The organism is Streptosporangium vulgare (assembly GCF_042428775.1).
Lineage (GTDB): Bacteria > Actinomycetota > Actinomycetes > Streptosporangiales > Streptosporangiaceae > Streptosporangium > Streptosporangium vulgare.
In genome coordinates, this window is sequence record NZ_JBHMBS010000001.1 from 654,044 (window position 1) to 673,177 (window position 19,134).

The following is a 19,134-nucleotide window of genomic DNA, read 5'->3' on the forward strand; positions in this document are numbered from 1 at the left end:
CGGGGAGTTACGCGTCGTTCTTCAACCGAGTGACGAAGGCCGACCAGGTGCCGCGGGTGAAGACGAGCTGGGGGCCGCCGGGGTCCTTGGAGTCGCGGACGGCCACGACGTCGCCCAGGTCCGCGACCTCCACGCAGTCGCCGTTGCCTCCGCTGAGCGAGCTCTTGCGCCATGTGGCCTTGGTCAGGTCTACCGGGTCGGACATCGCGCGCCCCTTCGGCTGGACACTCACGCCAGGTTGTTCTGCGTGTCCATCAGCATAGTCGCGGTGTCGGCGGGGCTGAGGGCCGCTGCCCTGAGGTAGTCGAACACCGAGACGTACCGGCGGACGTCCGCTGCGTCCTCCAGGTACAGGCCGAACTGCTCGTCAGTGAGGTGGTCACCAACGCGATCCTGCACAGCGACTCGGCCGGACCCGACGGGCTCGCCACGGTCCGGGTGGGGCTCGGCGGCGGCCTCGTCCACATCGAGGTGATCGACGGCGGCTCGGCCACCAACGTCCCCGCCATCCGGATCGCCGACGACGACAGTCTCAGCGGACGCGGCCTGAGCTGGGTGGACCGGCTGGCCGTCACCTGGGGCACCGGTCACGGCGAGGTGGGGAGAACGGTCTGGTTCCGGCTCCCACACGATGGATCGGCGACCTTTTAGATCCTTTTCCCGAATCTTCCCCCAAGGAAGGTCCGCCGGTCGTGGGAGAGCGTCGTGTCCGGAGTATGTGGGGGTCGGCAGGGGGAGAGAAAGGCCCGCTCAGAGGCACGCCTGGTTCCGGAGGTAGCCGGCGACGCCGAATGCCGCGTCGCTGCCCAGAACGACTCCGTAGTCGATGACCTTCGTGTCGGTCAGGACCAGGCGCAGGCCGCTGGCTGAGGGCAGCACTCGCGTGGGGAGGTTACTTCGGTCGAGTTGCCGTTGCAGCCACACCGCTTGGGCGATGCGGTAGTCGGTGGCGGAGTAGGCGATGTCGTAGTGCTGAATGAGCACGTGACGAGGGTGCAGGGTCGCGGCGATGACGGGCACATCCCGCGTTTCCAGATGGCATGCCTCAGCCCGGCCCGGCACCTGGTCGATGTTGGAGGCGTCCGCGTGGGCGATCACCATGGTCGGTGTCGGGCAGATCGCCGCCACGTGCCCCAGCAACGCTTCGGTGAGGTTGGTGTCGGAGGTGTACCAGATGTGCCCGGCGGTGCTCTCGTAGATCAGGCCGATCGCGTTGCGGCTGCGCCCGGCCTCCTCGGTGTGCACCGCCGGCACCGCGTGGAGGATCACATCGCCGACCGTGACCGACGCCCTGCCGAGGCCGTCCGTCTCGGGGTGCGCGAGCGTGACCAGCTCGGCCAGCCCGCCCTCGCCCACGTGATACGGGGAGAACGCGGCGAACCTCGCCGCGGCCGTCGGGTTGGCCAGCAGCAGTTTGCGGCCGCCGGTGGAGTAGCTGACCATCCCTTCCAAACAGGGGATCACGTCGGCGTAATGGTCGGGATGCAGGTGGGTGACGGCGATGGCGTCCAGCTCCGACCAGGAAAACAGGCCCTGCTCGATCAGCTGCAGCAGCATGCTCAGCGCGGCCGGGCCGGGGTCGACGAGCACGGTGGTGGTCGCGGTACGGATCAGGTGCCCGCCGGCGCCGCCGGCGAGCATCCCGTACCGGCACCCCAGCGCTCCCAGCAGCAGCACCTCGCAGGTGCCGGGCGCCGTCGACCGGGCCGGAGGCCGTGGTTTGACGCGCGCGGGGTGGTGCAGGGCGATGTCGGCTGCGTCGGCCGCCGCCAGGATCGCGATCAGGTCCTCGTCCCGGGCCGTGTACAGGTGTGCGAAGTCGGATGTGCTGCTCATGGGTCTCCTGGCGTCTTGGCGGTCTGATTCAGGCCCTGACGGTGGTGGTACCCGCCGCGGGTCTCAGGCGACTCATCGCGGCCAGGGAACGCTGCGCCGCGTGACGCTCAAACGATCGGTGGGCGGCCGGCGCGGGCCAGGCGCAGCACGGTGGTCCAGGACATCGGCCGGCGCTGCCCGTGCCCGCCCTGGAGTCCTTCCCACAGGCCGACGCCCCAGACGGCGAGGTTCGTCCGCGACCGGATCCGGGCGAGGCTGAGCAGCGTCCAGACCGTCAGGTAGATGGGGATGAGGAGGACGGGGAGGCGCCGGTAGGCGAGCCAGACACGGTTGCGGGCGACGAGACGGTAGTAGCCGGCGTGCCGGGCGGGGTCGGTGGCGGGGTGGTGGATGACGATGCCGGGCGCGTACCAGCCGGTGCGGCCCAGGTCCCACAGCCGCCACGACAGGTCGATGCCTTCGTGGAAGAGGAAGAAGTGGCCGGGCCAGCCGCCGGCCTGCTCGTAGTCGGCGCGGCGTACGAGGACGACCCCTTCGGCCATGACGGTGATGATGCCGGGCCGGGTGGCGTCGCCGGCGCGTAGCCGTGGCACCCAGCGGCGCAGGGTGACACCGGTGTCGGGGTCGGCGATGCGCGGCTGGATGTAGGCGGCGTCGGGGTGGGATCGGGCTTCGGCGACGAGCCGGGCCAGGATGTCGGGGGTGGGCAGGACGGCGTCGTTGTCGAGGAAGAACACGAACTCGCCGCCCGGGTCGCCCAGGGCGTCGGCGCCGACGTTGCGGCCCTCGGGGATGCCCACGTTGACGGGCAGGGCGACGGCGTGAGCGTTGGCGGGCACGTGGTCGGGTTCGACGCCGTTGCCCACGATGACCACCCGCAGTTCGACGTCCTGCTGGGCGAGGAGGGATGCCAGCGCCCGCTGGCACTCGGCGGGGCGGTCGTTCATCGTGAGGACCACCACATCAACGACGGTGGTCTGCGGGCTGGTCATCACGTCTCCCGGACGGTGAGCGCTCTGCGCGACCTGTTGAGGGATGGGCGAGGCAGTGGTTCTCCTCCGGTTCACCCTAGCGTCGCCGTGTTTTAACGTCAGCCACATGCGCATCGGGTGTGGTGCCCGCCTGCGAGCTGCGTGGGCGGGCGCCTGCCGGGTCAGCGCTGCCAGAGAGCGTGGAGGGCGGCGGTGACCCGGTTCACGTCCTGGGACGTCATGCTGGGGTAGCAGGGCAGGGAGAGCTGCCGCGCCGCGACGGTTTCGGTAACGATCAGCGGGTGGGTGGCGGTACCGCGGTAGAGCTCCAAGGTGTGGACGGGCCTGAAGTGCTTGCTGGTCGCGATGCCGTAGTCGGCCAGCAGGTGGTGGGCGACTTCGTCGCGGGTGAGCGGCGCGCTGTCCGCGTCGATGAAGATCGAGTAGAGGAACCAGCCGGGCTGTACGCCGGGCAGGACGGTCGGCGTCGCCAGACCCGGCAGGCCGGTCAGGGCCCGGGTGTAGGTGTTGGCGATGTCGGCGCGGCGAGCGGTGAAGGCGGGCAGCTTACGGAACTGCTGGAGGCCGATGGCTGCGGTGACGTCGGACATCACGTACTTCAGGCCGGGGGCGACCACCTCGTAGTCGGCGGTGCTGCGGGTGCCGTGCCGCTGCCACACCGACGAGTCGATGCCGTGCCGTCCCAGCAGGCGGGCCTTCTGGACGAGCTCGCCCAGGCCGACCAGCATGCCGCCTTCCCCGGTGGTCATCACCTTGTTCGCGTAGAAGCTGAAGACCGCCAGGTCGCCGACACTGCCGGCGCGTTGTCCGTCGCGGCTGGCGTGCAGGGCGTGGGCGGCGTCCTCGATCAGCAGGAGTCCGTGATCGTCGGCCAGCTTGCGGAACGCGCGCAGGTCGCAGGGGTGCCCGCCGTAGTGCATGACCACGATCGCTTTCGTACGGTCGGTGATGGCGGCTTCGGCCGCCCGCGGGTCGATGTTGAACGTGGCCCGTTCCACGTCGACGAACACCGGCCGGGCCCCGACTTGCCGCAGCGCGTTCAGAGCGGCGCAGAAGGTGAGACTCGGGGTGATCACCTCGTCGCCGTCGCCGATACCGGCGGCGAGGAAGGCCAGGTGGAGAGCGGCGGTGCACGACGACACCGCGAAGGCGTCCTCAACGCCGAGCGCGTCCCGCACCTCCCGCTCGAACCTGGCCGCTTTCGGGCCGTGGGTCAGCCACCCCGAACGGAGGGTGTCGATGACTTCGGCGATCTCCTCGTCGCCGATCGAGGGGCGGTTCCACGGCAGCAGCGGCGCTTCAACGGGCTGGATCACCGGGCGCTCCAATCGGCGGTTGCGTAGTCGCCGTACAGGCGTTCACATTCGGCCGACCGCAGCACGCTGATGTGCCCGGCTTCGCGGGAGGCCACCAGGCCCTTGAAGTTGTCGTACTCGGGCAGGTCGGGGTCGCTCACCTCCTTGGTGGCCACCGCTTCGGCGACTTCGTTCACGCCCTCACGCAGCCGGGTACCGCACACGCCGGGAAACGCGGCCGCGAGCCGGGCGAAGGACGTCCGGTAATCGCGGGCGTCTGCCTCGTCGCGTTCGGGGCCGCGGTCGATGCGTGAGCCGGGCACCGCCGCTTCGACGATTTCGGCGATCTCGGCGATGGTGAAGTTCTCGTGGTCGGAGCCGACGTTGAAGGTTCGCTGCCCGGCGGGGGTGTTCAGCGTGGCGGCGAGCACCTGGGCGACGTCGGCGACATGCACCAGGGGGCGGCGTTGTGAGCCGCCGTTGAGCGGGATGTGGCCGGTCGTGACGGCTTGGGCGGTCATGCGGTTGACGACCGAGTCCAGGCGCTGACGCGTAGAGCGCCCGTACGCGGTCGCCAGCCGCAGCACCGTCAGGTCGGCGCGGCCTTCCAGCAGGGAGGCCAGCCGCTGCTCGGCCAGGACCTTGGTGCGGGCGTAAATCCCCAGCGGGTTCGGGACGGTGTCTTCGTCGACGATGCCTTCACGGCTGCCGTAGACGCTGCAGGAGGAGAAGAACACGTAGTGAGGGACACCGACAGCGGCTGCGATCTTCGCGGCGATGAGGGGGGAGGCGTAGTTGAGTTCGACGGCGAGCTGCTCATCGACGGCGCAGGCCGGTTCGCCGACCAGGCCGCCGAGATGCACGACCGCGTCGGCGTCGGTCATCGCGTGGCGCATCGCCGAAGGGTCACGCAGGTCGGCGTGGACGAAGGCCGAGACGGTGGGCATCAGGCGGTGCGGGTGGTCGTCGCGGTGGTAGATCAGGCCGTCGACCACGGTGACATGGTGGCCTAGACCCGTCAGGTAGGCGGTGGCGACGGTGCCGAGGTAGCCGGCGCCGCCGAGCAGGACGATACGCAACGGAGATCCTTCCCGATGGGGGTGGGTGAAGTCGTGCAGGTGGGGGCGGCCGCCGGTGGGGCGGCGGCCCGGCGTGCAGGGGTGGCGACGGTGGTTAGTGGCCGCGGGGGAACGCAGCCCTGCCGAGGGCGGTGCTGCGCAGGTCGGTGAGACGAGGCACGAAGATCACATCGAGTTGCTGCACCGGGTGGAGCAGACCCCGCTCACAGGTCTCGGCTTCCCACACGGTGCAGTCGGCCACCGCCGGCGACGCCGGATTGACGCCGATCTCCCCTTTGGGCAGCGTGCCGTTGAACGGGGTGGGGATGTTGTGGGTGTTCCAGTAGTCGTACACCTCCAGGGCTTTGGCCTGCTCGAACAGGGGAAACAGCTGCGGGTAGCGCTGGAGGCGTCGCATCTCCCGGAAGACGAGCTGGCCGAGCAGGCCAGGTGCGGCCGCCGCGAGCTTGTCGAAGTCGCAGCCTTGGAAGGTGACGGAGGCCGCGTCCTGGGACGGGGTAAGGGCCAGGCAGGCGAACAGGTGCGGCAGGCGACGCCGGACGTAACCGGCCGCGCCCGGCGCCAAACCGGATTCGACCTGCCCGACGAGATGCACCAGCTGGTCGTGGTCCGGGCCGAAGAGCGCCAGATCGAACAGGCGGCCCATGCTGGCCACAGCGGAGAACGCCAGCTGCTTGTACAGGCGGTTGTTCATCTCCCCGGACGCCTCGGCGTACGCCTTGGTCTGGGGGGCCGTCGAGTGGAGCATCAGATACTCCGACAGCACCTCGAAGTACAGGTAGCCCAAGAACGGCAGGTCCTGCACGGCGGCGGCGAGACGGTCGATGAACTCACCGTCCGGGGTGCGGCTGCCGCAGGCGTTGGCCAGCACCACGTCGAGGAACCCGGCCGCCGCACGGACCCGTTTCACCGCTGTCCGGCGCAGCTGGGCGTCTTCGGCGCCGGTGAGGAAGGCGCGGTGGTCGAGATAGGTGCGCAGGTGGATGCCGCCCAGCCGCAGATAGTCGAGCCCCTTGGCGGGCACCGGCCCATCAGGGGTGATCTCGATGACCATGGTCCGGGTGTCGTGTTTGGTCTCCAGCAGGTAGGCGCCCAGATTGTGCGGGCGTAAACCGCCGGGTTCCTGGGTGAGCGGGGCGCAGTACAGCGCCCCCACCAGGCAGCCGGCCGACGCGTGCAACTGCCCGCTGGAGCGGATCGCGTCCAGCGCCGTGGTGATGTGCATCAGGTGGATCGGCTGCCCGCTGGTCAGTGTCTGCAGCATCGCGTTCCTGCGCAGCAGCCAGCCGTTGGGGGTGTCGAGGTGGAGACGACGCCAGTCGGCTTCGCTGTCGGCGAGTCCAGCCGGGCCGGGCCGCGCGGCCGGGCCGGTGTAGTTGGTGTAGTCGGTGTGGGCGTAATCCCATTCAGCGTCGTGCATGGCGGTTCTACCGTCCGTTGCTGAGGGTGTGCAGGGCGTGGGTGAGTGCTTCGTGGTGGGTGGCGCCGTCGAGCCGGGCCTGTTCACTCCCGGCCATCAGGTCGAAGGCGATCGGCGGCAGCCAGCCTGGGATGGCGATCCGCAGGTGTGAGGGGTCGGGCCACCAGCGTTGGAGCGGCAGCCGGTAGCGGTCCAGGCAGTCGGCGGCCTTCAGCAGGTCGACGAGCAACGGGTCCTGCTGGTAGGCGCGGGCCTCGGCCAGCGTGAAGGCGCTGTAGGGAATGTTGTGCAGGCCGATGGCTGTCGCCGCCCACGCCGCGGAGCGGTCGGGCACAGGGTGGCCGAACGCAGCCGTTACGGTGCTGCTGTTGCGGGTGAACCAGTCGGCGGCCCGCTTGCCGTGCTCGCGGTCGTCGCGGTCGTCGTGGCGTCGGCAGTCGTGCACCGCGGCGGCCGTGCACAAGGCCGCGGTGTCGTCGCGGCTCAGGCCATGCTCCTGGGCGAGTATCGACGCTAGGACGCAGACGCGGGCGCCGTGGCGGATGCCGTGGATGGAGTCGGTGAGCAGCGGGTCCGCGAACCAGGCGACCTCCGGCATCAGCAGAAGCGGCTGGTGCGGTAGGGCAGGGGCGGCTCCCAGGGTGGGTCGGCGCTGGATGATCCAGGTGAGGGTGTCCTGGTCCATGATCTGGTGGGCCGGCAGGAGACGCTGTTCGGCGAGTTCCCTGAGCGATGCGCTGTTCGGCGCCTGCGAGGTCATGGTCCTCTCCCGAAAGTCGGTGATGGTCGAGCAGGAGACGCTGCAGCCGGTGGTGTTCGGCGTCGCCGTGGTGGCCGAGGACGCTCAGACCTGATGCGTGGTCGAGGTCGGCGGGCCCCGTGCGGTCTGCTGCTCGGCGGGGCCCGATGGTGGTGAAGTGCCGTCAGGCGACGGCCGCGCTGGTCTTCAGCCACGGCGGGATCGCTTCCGGGGTGGCCCGCAGCCACTGCACGTACCGATCGATGCCGTCATTGACGGTGATGCGCGGCTGCCAGCCCAGGAGGGTCCGGCTGCGGGTGGTCGAGGCGTAGGCGCCCAGCGGGTCGCCCAGGGGGCGGGGCGCGTCGACCAAATGCGCCGACGGGTAGTGGGCGGCGATGCGTTCGGCGATCTGACGTACCGACGTCGCGACGCCAGTGCCGATGTTGATGGTTTGGCCGGAGGCCCCGTCGGTGAGCAGCGCCAGCACGGTGGCGCGGGCGATGTCTTCCACATGCACCATGTCCCGCACCTGGCGTCCACCGCCGTTCAACTTCAGCGGCAGGCCCAGATGGGCGGACATGGCCAGCCAGGCGACCATCCAGGAGTGCGAGCCGGGCTTGGGCACCTGCGGGTCGCCATAGACGCTGAAGTAGCGCAGCACGGTGTACTCGGTGTAGCTGCCGCCGAGCATCAGCTGAACCTGATGCTCGGCCCACAGTTTGGAGTTGGCGTACACCGAGATCGGCCGTGCGGGCTGCTCCTCGGTGAACTCGGCGGCGCCTCCGGTGCCGGCGGATCCGTCGCCGTAAACCGACGCCGAGGAGATGAACACCAGCCTCCTCACGGAGGGGGCGTTCAGGATCTCTTGCAGGACGGTCTGCGTGCCGTGGACGTTCGCGGCGAACGCGGTGGCCGGCTCTCTCGTGCAGGCGGCCACATCGGCGTAGGCGGCGGCGTGGATGACGTAGTCAGCGCTGCTGACCAGCGTGCGGACGGTGGCGGCTTCGCGGACGTCACCCAGGACGATTTTCGTCCTCTCGTTCAGGCCGAAAAGGCCACGGACCGGATGGGGGTAGGCGTCCATGTTGTCCAACACCACCGGGTCGGCGCCGATGGCGGAGAGCAGCCGCACGATGCGGCTGCCGACGAGCCCCGCGCCGCCGGTGACGAGCACACGGGCACCGTTGAGGTAGTCCAGGTAAGGACGAAGGTCAGCGAACAGGTCTCGATCAGGCAGGGGAGTATCCACGTCATGGAACCCTTCGGACGGGGGACTGAGCACCGCACAGATGGAGGACGACGGTTCGTTCCGGGCGTTCCACAACTTCGGTGCGGCTAAAGAATCCGCTGCGGACCAGCTCCCGGGCCAGTACTTTGAGGGTCGCGGAAGGTGGCGAAAACCTCATCCTGAGTCACGAAGACTGTGGGGAAGTGATGGCCGGAAACACCGTGAACTCTCAACTGCAGGCGTGGGTCGACGCCAGCGGCCTGTCCCTCGGAGAGATCAGCCGCAGGGTTGGTGCCCTGGCCAGGGGCCGCGGATACCGCCAGGTCGCCCCGGACACCACGCGGGTGCGGCGGTGGCTGAATGGGGAGCAGCCCCGCCCGCCTGTGCCCGAGTTACTGGCCCAGGTGCTCTCCGAGGAACTGCGCAGGTCCTTAACACCCAGTGACCTTGGTCTTACGACCACCGCTTTGCCGCTGGATACCATCGAATTGCCGCTGCTACGAGAATCCGCTGCGGAGACCTTGGTCGGATGGACTCGGATGGACCTGCTGATGCCCGATCGCCGTGAAGTCCTCAACCTCATCGTCGGTACACCGCTGGTCGCCAGCACCGCGCACCTGCTTGAGACGGCCGGCCGTCCGCTTAGCCGCCGCCAGGCTGGTTTCGGTACCGACACCGTCGCCGCCCTGGAAGAAGTCACCGCTGCCTTCGCGCGGCTGGAATCGGCGCACGGCGGCGCGCTGTGTCGCTCTGCGATCGTCGGCCAGCTCGCGGAGGTCATGCGCCGTATCCAAGACGGCGTCCCGGACAGTCTGCGCGTCCGTGTCTTCGCCACCACAGCTGACCTGGCCGCGCTTGCCGGATGGACCAGCCACGACGCCGGCCGCTATGGCGCCGCGCAGCGGTACTGGTCATACGCCCTCTACGCCGCTGGAGAGGCGGGCGTGCCCGGTCGCGGAGCGGAGATCGTCACCCGCATGTCACATCAAATGATCTATCTGGGGCGGTTGCATGACGCGCTCGCGCTGCTTGACCTCGCAGCGGCCCGCGCGCAACGCGACGGCCAGGTGGCGGTGCAGGCGCTTGTGCAATCTCAGACCGGTCGCGTCCATGCGGGCCTTGGTCGGGCCGGCGAAGCCGCCCGTCATCTAGGTCACGCTGACGAACTCCTCGCTCAGGTCACGGACAGCCCCGAGTGGGTCGCCTACTTCGATGTCGCCGAGCACGCAGGTGCCCGGGCTGTCAGCGCCCGCGATCTCACCCACCTCGGCCACCATGGGCACCCCGCCAGCCCTCACTTCGAAGCCGCGTTGCGGCTGCGCAAGCCAGGATTCGACCGGGTACAGACGATGGACCTGATCGGCTTGGCCGCCGCGCTCCTCGACGAGGGTGACCTTGACCGGGCCGCCGCCGCCGGCCGCCAGGCTCTGGAGAGCGCTGGCCTGCAGTCGGCCCTCGTAGCGGCCAGGCTCAACACCCTGTTGTCCGCTGCGGACAGGCACCACACGGCCGAGATCATTGAACTCCGCGCCCAGGCTGCGGACTTCGCGGCCCGCGCGCCGATCACTTCGCAGGTCGCCGCTTGACCGGAGGCTTCCCGCTCTTCGAATCGGCGCAGTCGTCGAGGTCCGGATGACGGAGGGGATCCCGGTAGAACGGGCGACATTCAAAACATGGGGCCGCACCTGACGGTGATCGGTAACCGTCGACTCCGCGCCGACGGTTACCGGATCTCTCGGTCCGGCCCACATTCGCGCAGAGGTGATGCCGAACCGTGGATGCCCCGCCCGGTTTCCCTGCCGGTCGACGGGCTCTCCGACGCTCGGATTCACATCGAGAAGAGCCACGCGTGGCCGGGGGAGATCGGCGGTGATGCGGATGTAACAGCCGGGCGCGGGCATCTGTGACGTCCACGTAACGCGTGTTTCTTATGTTTCCGTCGTTGGATCCGCCCGATGCGGCTTCGGTGTCCCCGCCGCCCGGCTGTTCGGCGGAGGGTGTCACGGGCCCCTGCTCAGAGAGAAAAGGGACCTATGGCGGCGTCAGAGAAAGTGAAGACGGTCTGCTCGTACTGCGGTGTCGGCTGCGGGATCGTGCTGGAGGTGGACGGGCGGCGCCGGGTCGTCAAGGCCTTCGGCGACAGAAGTCACCCGGCCAACGCCGGTCGGCTGTGCACCAAGGGAGCCACCACCGCGGACATGCTCGCCGCCCCCGGCCGCCTCGAGAGCGGGCTGGTCAGGCCGGACCGGGGCGCCGAGCCCGCACCGGCGAGCGTGGACGCGGCGATCAGCGAGACCGCCCGGCGGCTGCGGCGGATCCTGGACGAGCACGGGCCGGACGCACTGTCGTTCTACGTGTCCGGCCAGATGACGCTGGAGGCGCAGTACCTGGTCAACAAGCTCGCCAAGGGCTTCGTCGGCACCAACCAGATCGAGTCGAACTCCCGGCTGTGCATGGCCAGCGCGGGCAGCGGCTACAAGCTGTCGCTGGGGTCGGACGGCCCGCCCGGCTCCTACGAGGACTTCGACCACGCCGACCTGTTCCTCGTGATCGGCGCGAACATGGCCGACTGCCATCCGATCCTGTTCCTGCGGATGATGGAGCGGGTCAAGGCCGGAGCGAAGCTCATCGTGGTCGATCCCCGCCGTACCGCCACCGCCGACAAGGCCGACCTGTTCCTTCGGGTCAGGCCGGGCACCGACCTCGCCCTGCTCAACGGGCTGCTGCACCTGCTGGTCGAGGGCGGCCACGTCGACCACGAGTTCGTCGAGCGGCACACCGACGGCTGGGAGGCGATGCCGGACTTCCTGCGCGACTACCCGCCCGGGACGGTCTCCGAGATCACCGGCGTCCCCGAGGACGACCTGCGCCGGGCGGCCGAGTGGATCGGCGCGGCGGGGGAGTGGATGAGCTGCTGGACGATGGGGCTCAACCAGAGCACGCACGGCACCTGGAACACCAACGCGTTGTGCAACCTGCACCTGGCCACCGGCGCGATCTGCCGCCCCGGCAGCGGCCCGTTCTCCCTGACCGGCCAGCCCAACGCCATGGGCGGGCGCGAGATGGGCTACATGGGGCCCGGCCTGCCCGGCCAGCGGTCGGTGCTGGTGGAGGAGGACCGCCTCTTCACCGAGGAGTTGTGGAACCTGCCGCCCGGCACCCTGCGCACCGACGTCGGCCAGGGGACCGTCGAGATGTTCTCGCGCATGGCCGAGGGCGAGATCAAGGCGTGCTGGATCATCTGCACCAACCCGGTCGCCAGCGTCGCCAACCGCAGGACGGTCATCGCGGGCCTGGAGGCCGCCGAGTTCGTCGTCACCCAGGACGTCTTCGCCGCCACCGAGACCAACGCCTACGCGGACGTGGTCCTGCCCGCGGCCATGTGGGCCGAGACCGAGGGCGTGATGGTCAACTCCGAGCGGAACCTCACCCTGCTGCGGCAGGCCGTGGAGCCGCCGGGACAGGCGCTGCCCGACTGGCGGATCATCGCCCGCGTCGCCTGCGAGATGGGCTTCGAGGACGCCTTCTCGTACGACAGCGCGGAGGAGGTGTTCGAGGAGATCAAGCGGGCGTGGAATCCCAAGACCGGCTACGACCTGCGGGGCGTCACCTACGAGAGGTTGCGCGAGACCCCCGTCCAGTGGCCGAGCGCGCCGGGCGGCGGTGAGCGCAACCCCGTCCGCTACCTCAACGACGGCACCAGCCAGGCGACGCTCACCCTGCCCGACGGCAGCCGGCCGCGCCTCGCCTTCGCCACCGCGAGCGGCCGGGCCGCCTTCTTCCCCCGCCCGCACCTGCCTCCCGCCGAGCTGCCCGACGACGCCTACCCTTTCGTCCTCAACACCGGCAGGCTGCAGCACCAGTGGCACACCCTGACCAAGACGGGAAGGGTCGCCAAGCTCAACAAACTCAACCCCGGGCCCTTCGTCGAGATCCACCCGGGCGACGCGGCCGAGCGCGGGATCGGCGAGGGCGACCTGGTGGAGATCGCCTCCCGGCGCGGCAGGGCCGTGCTGCCCGCCCGCCTGAGCGACCGGGTCATGCCGGGCGGCTGCTTCGCGCCGTTCCACTGGAACGACCTGTTCGGCGAGTATCTCAGCGTCAACGCGGTCACCAGCGACGCCGTCGACCCCATCTCCTTCCAGCCCGAGTTCAAGGTGTGCGCGGTCTCCCTCACCAGGGTCGCCTCCGAGGCGTCTCCGGCGTCACCCGCGTCCTCCGCCTCTCCGGTGGCCTCGGAGGACGCCGGGACGACCGCGTTCCCCACGGCGGTGGAGGGCCTCCTTCCGGAGCACGCGGGAGAGGCCTCGGAGGACGCCCGGCCCGCCCGGATCGCCGCGCTGGCCGGCCTGCTCGGGGTGGCCGACCTGACGCCGCCGGTGCTCGCCGACCACGAGCGCCGCTACATGGCCGGTTTCCTGTCGGCGCTCAGCGGCTCGGGGGCCGTTCTCGACGGCCCGGCGTCCGCCCCGGACGGCAGGGCGTCCGCTCCCAGCGGTACGGCGCTCGACGGCACGGTCGTGCCGGTCCTGCCGGAGCACGCGCCCGTCGATCCCGCCCACGCCCTGTGGATCAACGGGGTGCTGGCCGGGATGTTCTCCCGCACCCTCGCGCCGCCACCTCGGCGCGCGGCCGACGATCCGGTGTCGCCGACGCGCGACCTCGTCGTCCTGTGGGCCTCCCAGACCGGGAACGCCGAGGAGTTCGCCGTCACCAGCGCCCACCGGCTGACCGGTGCGGGGCGGGCCCCCCGGCTGCTCAGCATGGCCGACTGCGCTCCGGACAGCATTCCCCGTGGCGCGGACCTGCTCGTCATCTCCAGCACCTTCGGCGACGGCGAGGCCCCCGACAACGGCGTCGGGTTCTGGGAGGCTCTGATCGGGTCCGGCGCGCCCCGGCTCGACGGCGTGCGCTACGCCGTCCTCGCCTTCGGCGACTCCAGCTACGACGACTTCTGCGGCCACGGGCGACGGCTCGACCAGCGCCTCGAGGAGCTGGGCGCCCTGCGCCTGGCACCCCGCGTGGACTGCGAGCCCGACGACCACTCCCGGGCCCTGGGCTGGCTTGAGCAGCTGCTCACCACCCTCGCCGAGCCTTCCTCACCGGACCCGGCGCGTTCGGACCTCACGCCTTCTCCGCCGGACCCGGCGCGTTCGGACCTCATGCCCTCCCCGCCGGACCCGACGCGGACGGGGGCCGAGCCGACGAGCGCGGAAGCCGGGCCGACGCTCCCGGCTCCCGGTCCGGCCCTCTCGGGCCCCGGTTCCACCTTCTCGGCTCCCGAAACGGTCCCCTCGGACCCCGATCCAGCTCCCTCGGACCCCGATCGGGCTCCCTCGCGTCCCGGTCCGGCTTCCTCGGGCCCCGGTCCGGTTCCCCCCGGCCCCCGCTCGACGTCCTCCGGACCCGGGGCGACATCCTCGGCTTCCGGGGCGACATCCTCGGCTTCCGGGGCGAAGTCCTCGGATCCCGAGCCCGCGGCGGGGCCCGGCAGGGCCGCGCCGTTCAGCGCCCCCCTGACCGGTAACCGGCTGCTCAGCCTGCCCGGATCGGCGAAGGAGGTGCGGCAGTTCACCTTCGACACCGGAGGCGAGCTGACCTACCAGGCCGGTGACGCGCTCGGGGTGCTGCCGGTCAACAACCCCGGCCTGGTCGCCGAATGGCTCGCCGTGACCGGCCTCGACCCCGCCGAGGGCGTCGAGATCCCCGGCCTCGGCCCCGTCCCGTTCGGCGAGGCCCTGCGAAGCCACCTGGAGATCACCAGGATCACTCCCGGCCTGCTCAGGTTCGTCGCCGAACGGACCCGCGACCGCGACCTCACCCGGTTCCTGCGTTCGGGCAACGGGGGAGAGCTGGCCAAGTGGACCTGGGGCCGCCAGGCCGTCGACGTGGCCGGAGAGCTCCCCGTCCGGGCCACGGCCCAGGAGTGGGCGGACGTCCTCAAACGCCTGCGGCCGCGCCTGTACTCCATCTCCTCCAGCCCGCTGGTCGATCCCCACCGGGTGCGCCTCACGGTCTCGGTCGTCCGCTTCGACAACCCGCGTGGTACGGCGCGCAACGGGGTGTGCTCGTCCTTCCTGGCGGACAGTCCAGGGAACGCGCCGGTACCCGTCTTCGTCCAGCGCAACAGGCACTTCCGCCCTCCGGCGGATCCGGCCGTCCCGATGATAATGATCGGCCCGGGTACGGGCGTCGCGCCCTTCCTCGGCTTCCTGGACGAGCGCCGGGCACTCGGCCACTCCGGCCGCAACTGGCTCTTCTTCGGCGAGCAACGCCGCTCCACCGACTTCTACTACCGCGACGAGCTCGACGCGTCGTACCGCGACGGGCTGCTGACCCGGCTGGACCTCGCCTTCTCCCGCGACCAGCGCGCCAAGGTCTACGTCCAGGACCGCATGCGCGAGCACGGCGGCAGGCTCTGGTCCTGGCTCCAGGACGGCGCCCACCTGTACGTCTGCGGCGACGCCAGCCGGATGGCCAAGGACGTCGACCGGACCCTGCGCGAGATCGCCACCACCCACGGTGGTCTCGGCGACGACGAGGCCACCGTGTACGTCAAGCACCTGGCCACCAGCAGGCGCTACGTCCGCGACGTGTACTGATCGTCGTCGTTCGCGCGGCCGGGCCGTGCGGGGTGGCCGTCAGAGACCGGGGAAGACCCGGCGGAGGTCGTCCAGGGTGACGCCGTCGCCGGTGACGGTCACCGACGGCGGGGTGTGCTCGGGGGCCAGCCTGCCGCTGAGGAGGCGCGACCAGGCCTCGCCGGGAAGTGACAGGGTGACGTCGGCCGGGTCCGGCACCTCGCTGAAGCCGACGGTCTCCCCGAGGGTGAGCCCCAGGACGCGCTCGGGGTCGGTCGTCTCGACCCGGAGGGTCGTGGCCAGGCGCGGGTCCAGCTCGTCCGGCCTGCCGAGGAAACCGATCAGGAAATCGAGCGGCCCGGCGTACAGGTCGGTCAGCACCTCGGCGGCGTCACGCCCGACGGTGGCCTTGGGGTCGAAGGCGACCCTGACGTCCCAGGAGTGCAGGGCGGCCTCGTTCAGGCGCATCCCGCCCACCAGCGCGACGCCGCCGGGCCGGGGGAGGAATCCCAGCTTGACCCGCAGCCGCTCGCGGGCGTCGGCGTCGAGGCTCTCGAACGCCGCGACGATGTCGGCGTCGGCGGCGAGGAAGTCCTCGGCCTGCTCCTTGGGCTCCTTCGCGTTCCAGCGGTCCCACACCGAGTGGTTGAAGTCCTGGTCGGGCGTTTCCCGGCCGTCCTGGGCCGCGCGCAGCGTCGCCAGGCCGATCTCGGCGCCGCTGCCGAGGTGGCTGAGCACCTGGGCGACGGTCCACTCCGAACAGGCGGAGGGACGGGTCAGGTCGGCGGTGTCCAGGCCCCGGACGAAGGCCGCCAGCTCGTCGTGGGTGGTACGCAGGGCCGCGATGGTCCTGTCGGCGAGTGTGGTCATGGTTCTCCTACGGGATGGGAACGGGATGAGAACGGGACGGGGACGACCTGAGCCGTCGCGATCGAGCCGGACGGCCACGCGGGGCCTCCCTCGATCGTGCCCGCTGCCGCCTGACCTACCATCTTCCTCTCCCGCACCGGTGCCCGTCCCCGGTGGGGCCGGGGACGGGCACCGGTCGCGCGGCCGGTCAGGTGCCGGGGATCTCCTTCACCTTCGGGATCGGGGAGAAGACCAGCAGCAGGATCGGCAGGATGGCCCCGGCGATCACCGCGAGCAGGATGGCCGGGCGCAGGCCCAGGGTCTCGCCGAGCAGGCCCGCGCCCAGGGCGCCGAGCGGGGCCGGGATCAGCCCGAGGGAGTAGATCGTGCCGATCACCCTGGCCTGCAGGTGCGGCGGGGTGATCGACTGCACCAGGGTCATGTTGCTGACGAAGAAGACCTGGTTGCTCGCCCAGACGACGAACTGGGAGAGGCCGAGCATCCCGGCGGCGACCCAGACCGGTCCCGACGCGAACGGCACCAGCAGCAGCGCGCAGTTGCCGACGACCGTGCTCCACAGCAGTGTCGGGCCGATCCCCATGCGGCGCATGGTCCGCACCGACAGGGTCGCGCCGAGGATGGCGCCGACGCCGCCGGTCGCCATGACGATCCCCACCCACTCCACGGGCAGGTCGGGGCCGCCGCGCAGCAGGAACAGCACGTAGATCGACTGCATCGCGCCCATGACGAAGAACGAGTACAGCCCGCTCGCGATGGCCAGCGGCCGGATCATCGGCTGGTCCATCACCCACCGGAAGCCCGCCCAGATCGCCCGGTGCACGCTCCCGGCCGTCTCGTCGTCCGGGGCGGGCGGCTCCTCGCGCTTGCGGATGAGGAGGATGGCGATCGCGGAGAACAGGTAGGAGAGCACGTCGATCATGATCAGCAGTGGTGCGGCGACCACCTTGATCAGCGCCGCCGCCGCACCGGGACCGGCGGTCTGCGCCAGCGACTCGCTCAGCTGCAGCTTGCCGTTGCCGTCGCCCAGGTGCCGCAGCGGGACCAGTGACGGGAAGTAGGAGCGGTACGCGACCTGGAACAGCACCGACAGCAGGCTCAGGACGAACACGACCGCGTACAGCACCCCGAGCGTGAGGCTGTCCATCACGTACAGCAGCGGCACCAGGGCGAGCACCGCGGCGCGGCCCAGGTCCGACCAGATCAGCACGGGCCGCTTGCGCATCCGGTCGATGTAGACGCCGAACAGCAGGAATCCGAGCATCGGCAGCCGGACCAGCGCTCCCAGTACGCCCATCTCGGTCGCGCTCGCGCCCAGGGTGACGACGGCGATCAGCGGGATCGCCACGTACGAGATCTGGGAACCGAACTGGGAGAGGGTCTGTCCGGTCCACAGCCGCAGGAAGTCCTGGTTGCGCCACAGGCCGCCGTCGTCACCGCCCCCCTCGGGCCGCTTCCCGCCTCCGGGCGCGCCGGGGTCCCCGGAGTCCCCGGGTCCTCCCGGGCCCTCGGAGGTCCTGGGACCGCCGGAGGTATCGGGGATTTCCGGGGCTCCGGCGACCGGGGCGTCCTGGGGGACGTCGAGGACCTCGGGCCCCGCGGCGGGATCGCCGTTTCCGGTGCTCCGGGCACCTCCGGCCGTTCCGGACGCCCCGGCCGTCGCGGTGCCTTGCGGTGGCCCGGCGCTTCCCACGCTCTTGGGACTCTCAGTGTCCGGTGACGCCATGGTCGATCCAACTCCTCAGCTTGGCGGCCGCCTCGGCGACCAGGGGTTCGAACAGGATGACCACGCGCTCGCCGGGAATCGCCTCGATCGCGAGGTTCCCCTTGACCACGCCGTTCCAGCCCAGATCGGGCCGGTCACCGGCGGGGGCGAACAGCGCCACGTCACCGTCGTACGGCTCGTGCCGGTAGCGGCCGACCGCGTGGGCGTTGGCCCGGAACACCCGCAGGAAGCGCCGGGCCTGCTCGACGTCGGCGGTGTCGGGCGCCAGGCGCCGCTCCCGCCCGGCGGCGGCGATGACCGCCACCAGCATCTCCTCGGGGCCGAGCCCGGCGAACTCCGCGCCGTCCGTCTCCAGCGGTCCTCCCGCCAGCGCGTGGGTCATGAGCGAGGCGTCGTCCTCCAGCGAGCTGGTGATCACGGGCTCGTCGGCGTCGGAGTAGAACAGCACCAGCAGCGGGACGTCCTCGCCGAGGGCGCGCAGCCGCCTGGCCATCTCCATCGCGATGTTCCCGCCGATGCAGAACCCGCCCAGCACGTACGGCCCGCTGGGACGGACGGCGCGCAACCGGTCGACGTAGTCCTCGACCATGTCGGCCATGGTGGTGTGCGGGTCCTCGCCGGGCGCCAGGCCGCTGGCGGCGATCGCGTAGACGGGCTGGTCGGGGCCGAGCCTGCGGGCCATCGGGTGGTAGCGGAAGACCTGCCCGCCCAGGGCGTGCACCAGGACGATCGGGATACGGTCGCCGTCCGCGTTGAGCGTCACCACCCGCTGCTCGCCCAGGTCCTCCGGGCGGCGCAGCACGTCCGCCAGGCCCGCCACGGTCGGCGAGGCGAGCACGGTCGCCACCGGCAGCTCCCTGCCGAACTCCTGCCTGATCCGCACGGCCAGCCGGAGCGCCAGCAGCGAGTGCCCGCCCAGGTCGAAGAAGTCGTCGAACACCCCGACCATGGGGACGTCGAACAGCTCCTCCCAGATCGCCGCGACCCGCCCCTCGACCGGGTCCCTCGGTGGCACCCGGAACCCGTCCGCGCCCGCCGCCGGGTCCGGCGCGGGCAGGGCCTTCCTGTCCAGCTTGCCGTTGGAGGTGAGGGGGAGCTCCTCCAGCGTCACCCAGGCCGACGGGATCATGTGGTCGGGCAGCGTGGCCCGCAGCCTGGCCCGCCAGTCGACCGCCGGCTCCGCCTCGGTGGTCACCACGTAGCCGACCAGGCGGTCGCCGTCGACGACGACGGCCGCCGCGCGGATCTCGGGCTCGGAGAGCAGCGCGGCCTCGATCTCGCCGGGTTCGACGCGCATGCCGCGGATCTTGACCTGGGTGTCGAGGCGGCCGAGGTATTCGAGCTCGCCGTCGGGTCGCCATCGGGCGC

Annotated in this window: 15 protein-coding genes; 3 read left to right on the forward strand and 12 right to left on the reverse strand. The window is 70.8% G+C overall.

Annotation, left to right across the window (positions count from 1 at the left end):
* Nucleotides 1–7: 7 nt before the first annotated feature.
* Nucleotides 8–205, reverse strand: a complete 198-nt coding sequence (locus ACFFRH_RS02815; RefSeq protein ID WP_344747778.1) for a DUF397 domain-containing protein — start codon at nt 203–205, stop codon at nt 8–10.
* Between the two features lie 23 nt (nt 206–228).
* Nucleotides 229–399 carry a Scr1 family TA system antitoxin-like transcriptional regulator gene (locus ACFFRH_RS02820; RefSeq protein ID WP_344747779.1) on the reverse strand — a complete coding sequence of 57 codons (171 nt, stop codon included), beginning with the start codon at nt 397–399 and terminating at the stop codon, nt 229–231.
* On the opposite strand from ACFFRH_RS02820, the gene ACFFRH_RS02825 reads away from it, so the two are divergent.
* A complete protein-coding gene (locus ACFFRH_RS02825) occupies nt 376–651 on the forward strand; it encodes an ATP-binding protein (protein ID WP_344747780.1) in 276 nt (91 codons plus the stop codon). The genes ACFFRH_RS02820 and ACFFRH_RS02825 overlap by 24 nt on opposite strands.
* A 99-nt stretch (nt 652–750) precedes the next feature.
* Here ACFFRH_RS02825 and ACFFRH_RS02830 read toward each other — a convergent pair whose 3' ends face one another.
* The 7 genes from ACFFRH_RS02830 to ACFFRH_RS02860 all read right to left on the reverse strand — a co-directional run bounded on the left by ACFFRH_RS02830 (nt 751) and on the right by ACFFRH_RS02860 (nt 8,613).
* Nucleotides 751–1,836, reverse strand: a complete 1,086-nt coding sequence (locus ACFFRH_RS02830; RefSeq protein WP_344747781.1) for an MBL fold metallo-hydrolase — start codon at nt 1,834–1,836, stop codon at nt 751–753.
* 107 nt (nt 1,837–1,943) lie between these two features.
* Nucleotides 1,944–2,828 carry a glycosyltransferase family 2 protein gene (locus ACFFRH_RS02835; RefSeq protein ID WP_344747782.1) on the reverse strand — a complete coding sequence of 295 codons (885 nt, stop codon included), beginning with the start codon at nt 2,826–2,828 and terminating at the stop codon, nt 1,944–1,946.
* Between the two features lie 161 nt (nt 2,829–2,989).
* A complete protein-coding gene (locus ACFFRH_RS02840) occupies nt 2,990–4,144 on the reverse strand; it encodes a DegT/DnrJ/EryC1/StrS family aminotransferase (protein WP_344747783.1) in 1,155 nt (384 codons plus the stop codon).
* Nucleotides 4,141–5,202 (reverse strand): NAD-dependent epimerase/dehydratase family protein, encoded by a 1,062-nt coding sequence (locus ACFFRH_RS02845; RefSeq protein WP_344747785.1) that lies wholly within the window; start codon nt 5,200–5,202, stop codon nt 4,141–4,143. The genes ACFFRH_RS02840 and ACFFRH_RS02845 overlap by 4 nt, the downstream gene beginning before the upstream one ends.
* A 94-nt stretch (nt 5,203–5,296) precedes the next feature.
* Entirely contained in the window at nt 5,297–6,622 is a 1,326-nt protein-coding gene (locus ACFFRH_RS02850; protein ID WP_386153850.1) for a hypothetical protein, read from the reverse strand.
* Nucleotides 6,623–6,629: 7 nt separating this feature from the next.
* Nucleotides 6,630–7,382: a hypothetical protein gene (locus tag ACFFRH_RS02855; protein ID WP_386153853.1), complete on the reverse strand. Its 753-nt coding sequence runs from the start codon at nt 7,380–7,382 to the stop codon at nt 6,630–6,632.
* 163 nt (nt 7,383–7,545) lie between these two features.
* On the reverse strand, nt 7,546–8,613 hold the full coding sequence (locus ACFFRH_RS02860; RefSeq protein WP_386153856.1) for an NAD-dependent epimerase/dehydratase family protein: 1,068 nt from the start codon (nt 8,611–8,613) through the stop codon (nt 7,546–7,548).
* 185 nt (nt 8,614–8,798) lie between these two features.
* On the opposite strand from ACFFRH_RS02860, the gene ACFFRH_RS02865 reads away from it, so the two are divergent.
* The gene (locus ACFFRH_RS02865) at nt 8,799–10,178 is read left to right on the forward strand and encodes an NsdA family TPR-like regulatory protein (RefSeq protein ID WP_386153859.1); all 1,380 of its coding nucleotides are present in this window, start codon (nt 8,799–8,801) and stop codon (nt 10,176–10,178) included.
* A 447-nt stretch (nt 10,179–10,625) separates the two neighbouring features.
* The gene (locus ACFFRH_RS02870; protein WP_386153862.1) at nt 10,626–15,194 is read left to right on the forward strand and encodes a bifunctional nitrate reductase/sulfite reductase flavoprotein subunit alpha; all 4,569 of its coding nucleotides are present in this window, start codon (nt 10,626–10,628) and stop codon (nt 15,192–15,194) included.
* Nucleotides 15,195–15,233: 39 nt separating this feature from the next.
* Here the strand turns inward: ACFFRH_RS02870 and ACFFRH_RS02875 are convergent, their stop codons facing one another.
* The 3 genes from ACFFRH_RS02875 to ACFFRH_RS02885 form a co-directional block, all read right to left on the reverse strand.
* Entirely contained in the window at nt 15,234–16,043 is an 810-nt protein-coding gene (locus ACFFRH_RS02875) for a maleylpyruvate isomerase family mycothiol-dependent enzyme (protein WP_386153865.1), read from the reverse strand.
* Between the two features lie 187 nt (nt 16,044–16,230).
* Nucleotides 16,231–17,766: an MFS transporter gene (locus ACFFRH_RS02880; protein WP_386153868.1), complete on the reverse strand. Its 1,536-nt coding sequence runs from the start codon at nt 17,764–17,766 to the stop codon at nt 16,231–16,233.
* Entirely contained in the window at nt 17,747–19,063 is a 1,317-nt protein-coding gene (locus ACFFRH_RS02885; protein ID WP_386154257.1) for an alpha/beta fold hydrolase, read from the reverse strand. The genes ACFFRH_RS02880 and ACFFRH_RS02885 overlap by 20 nt, the downstream gene beginning before the upstream one ends.
* Nucleotides 19,064–19,134 lie beyond the last annotated feature (71 nt).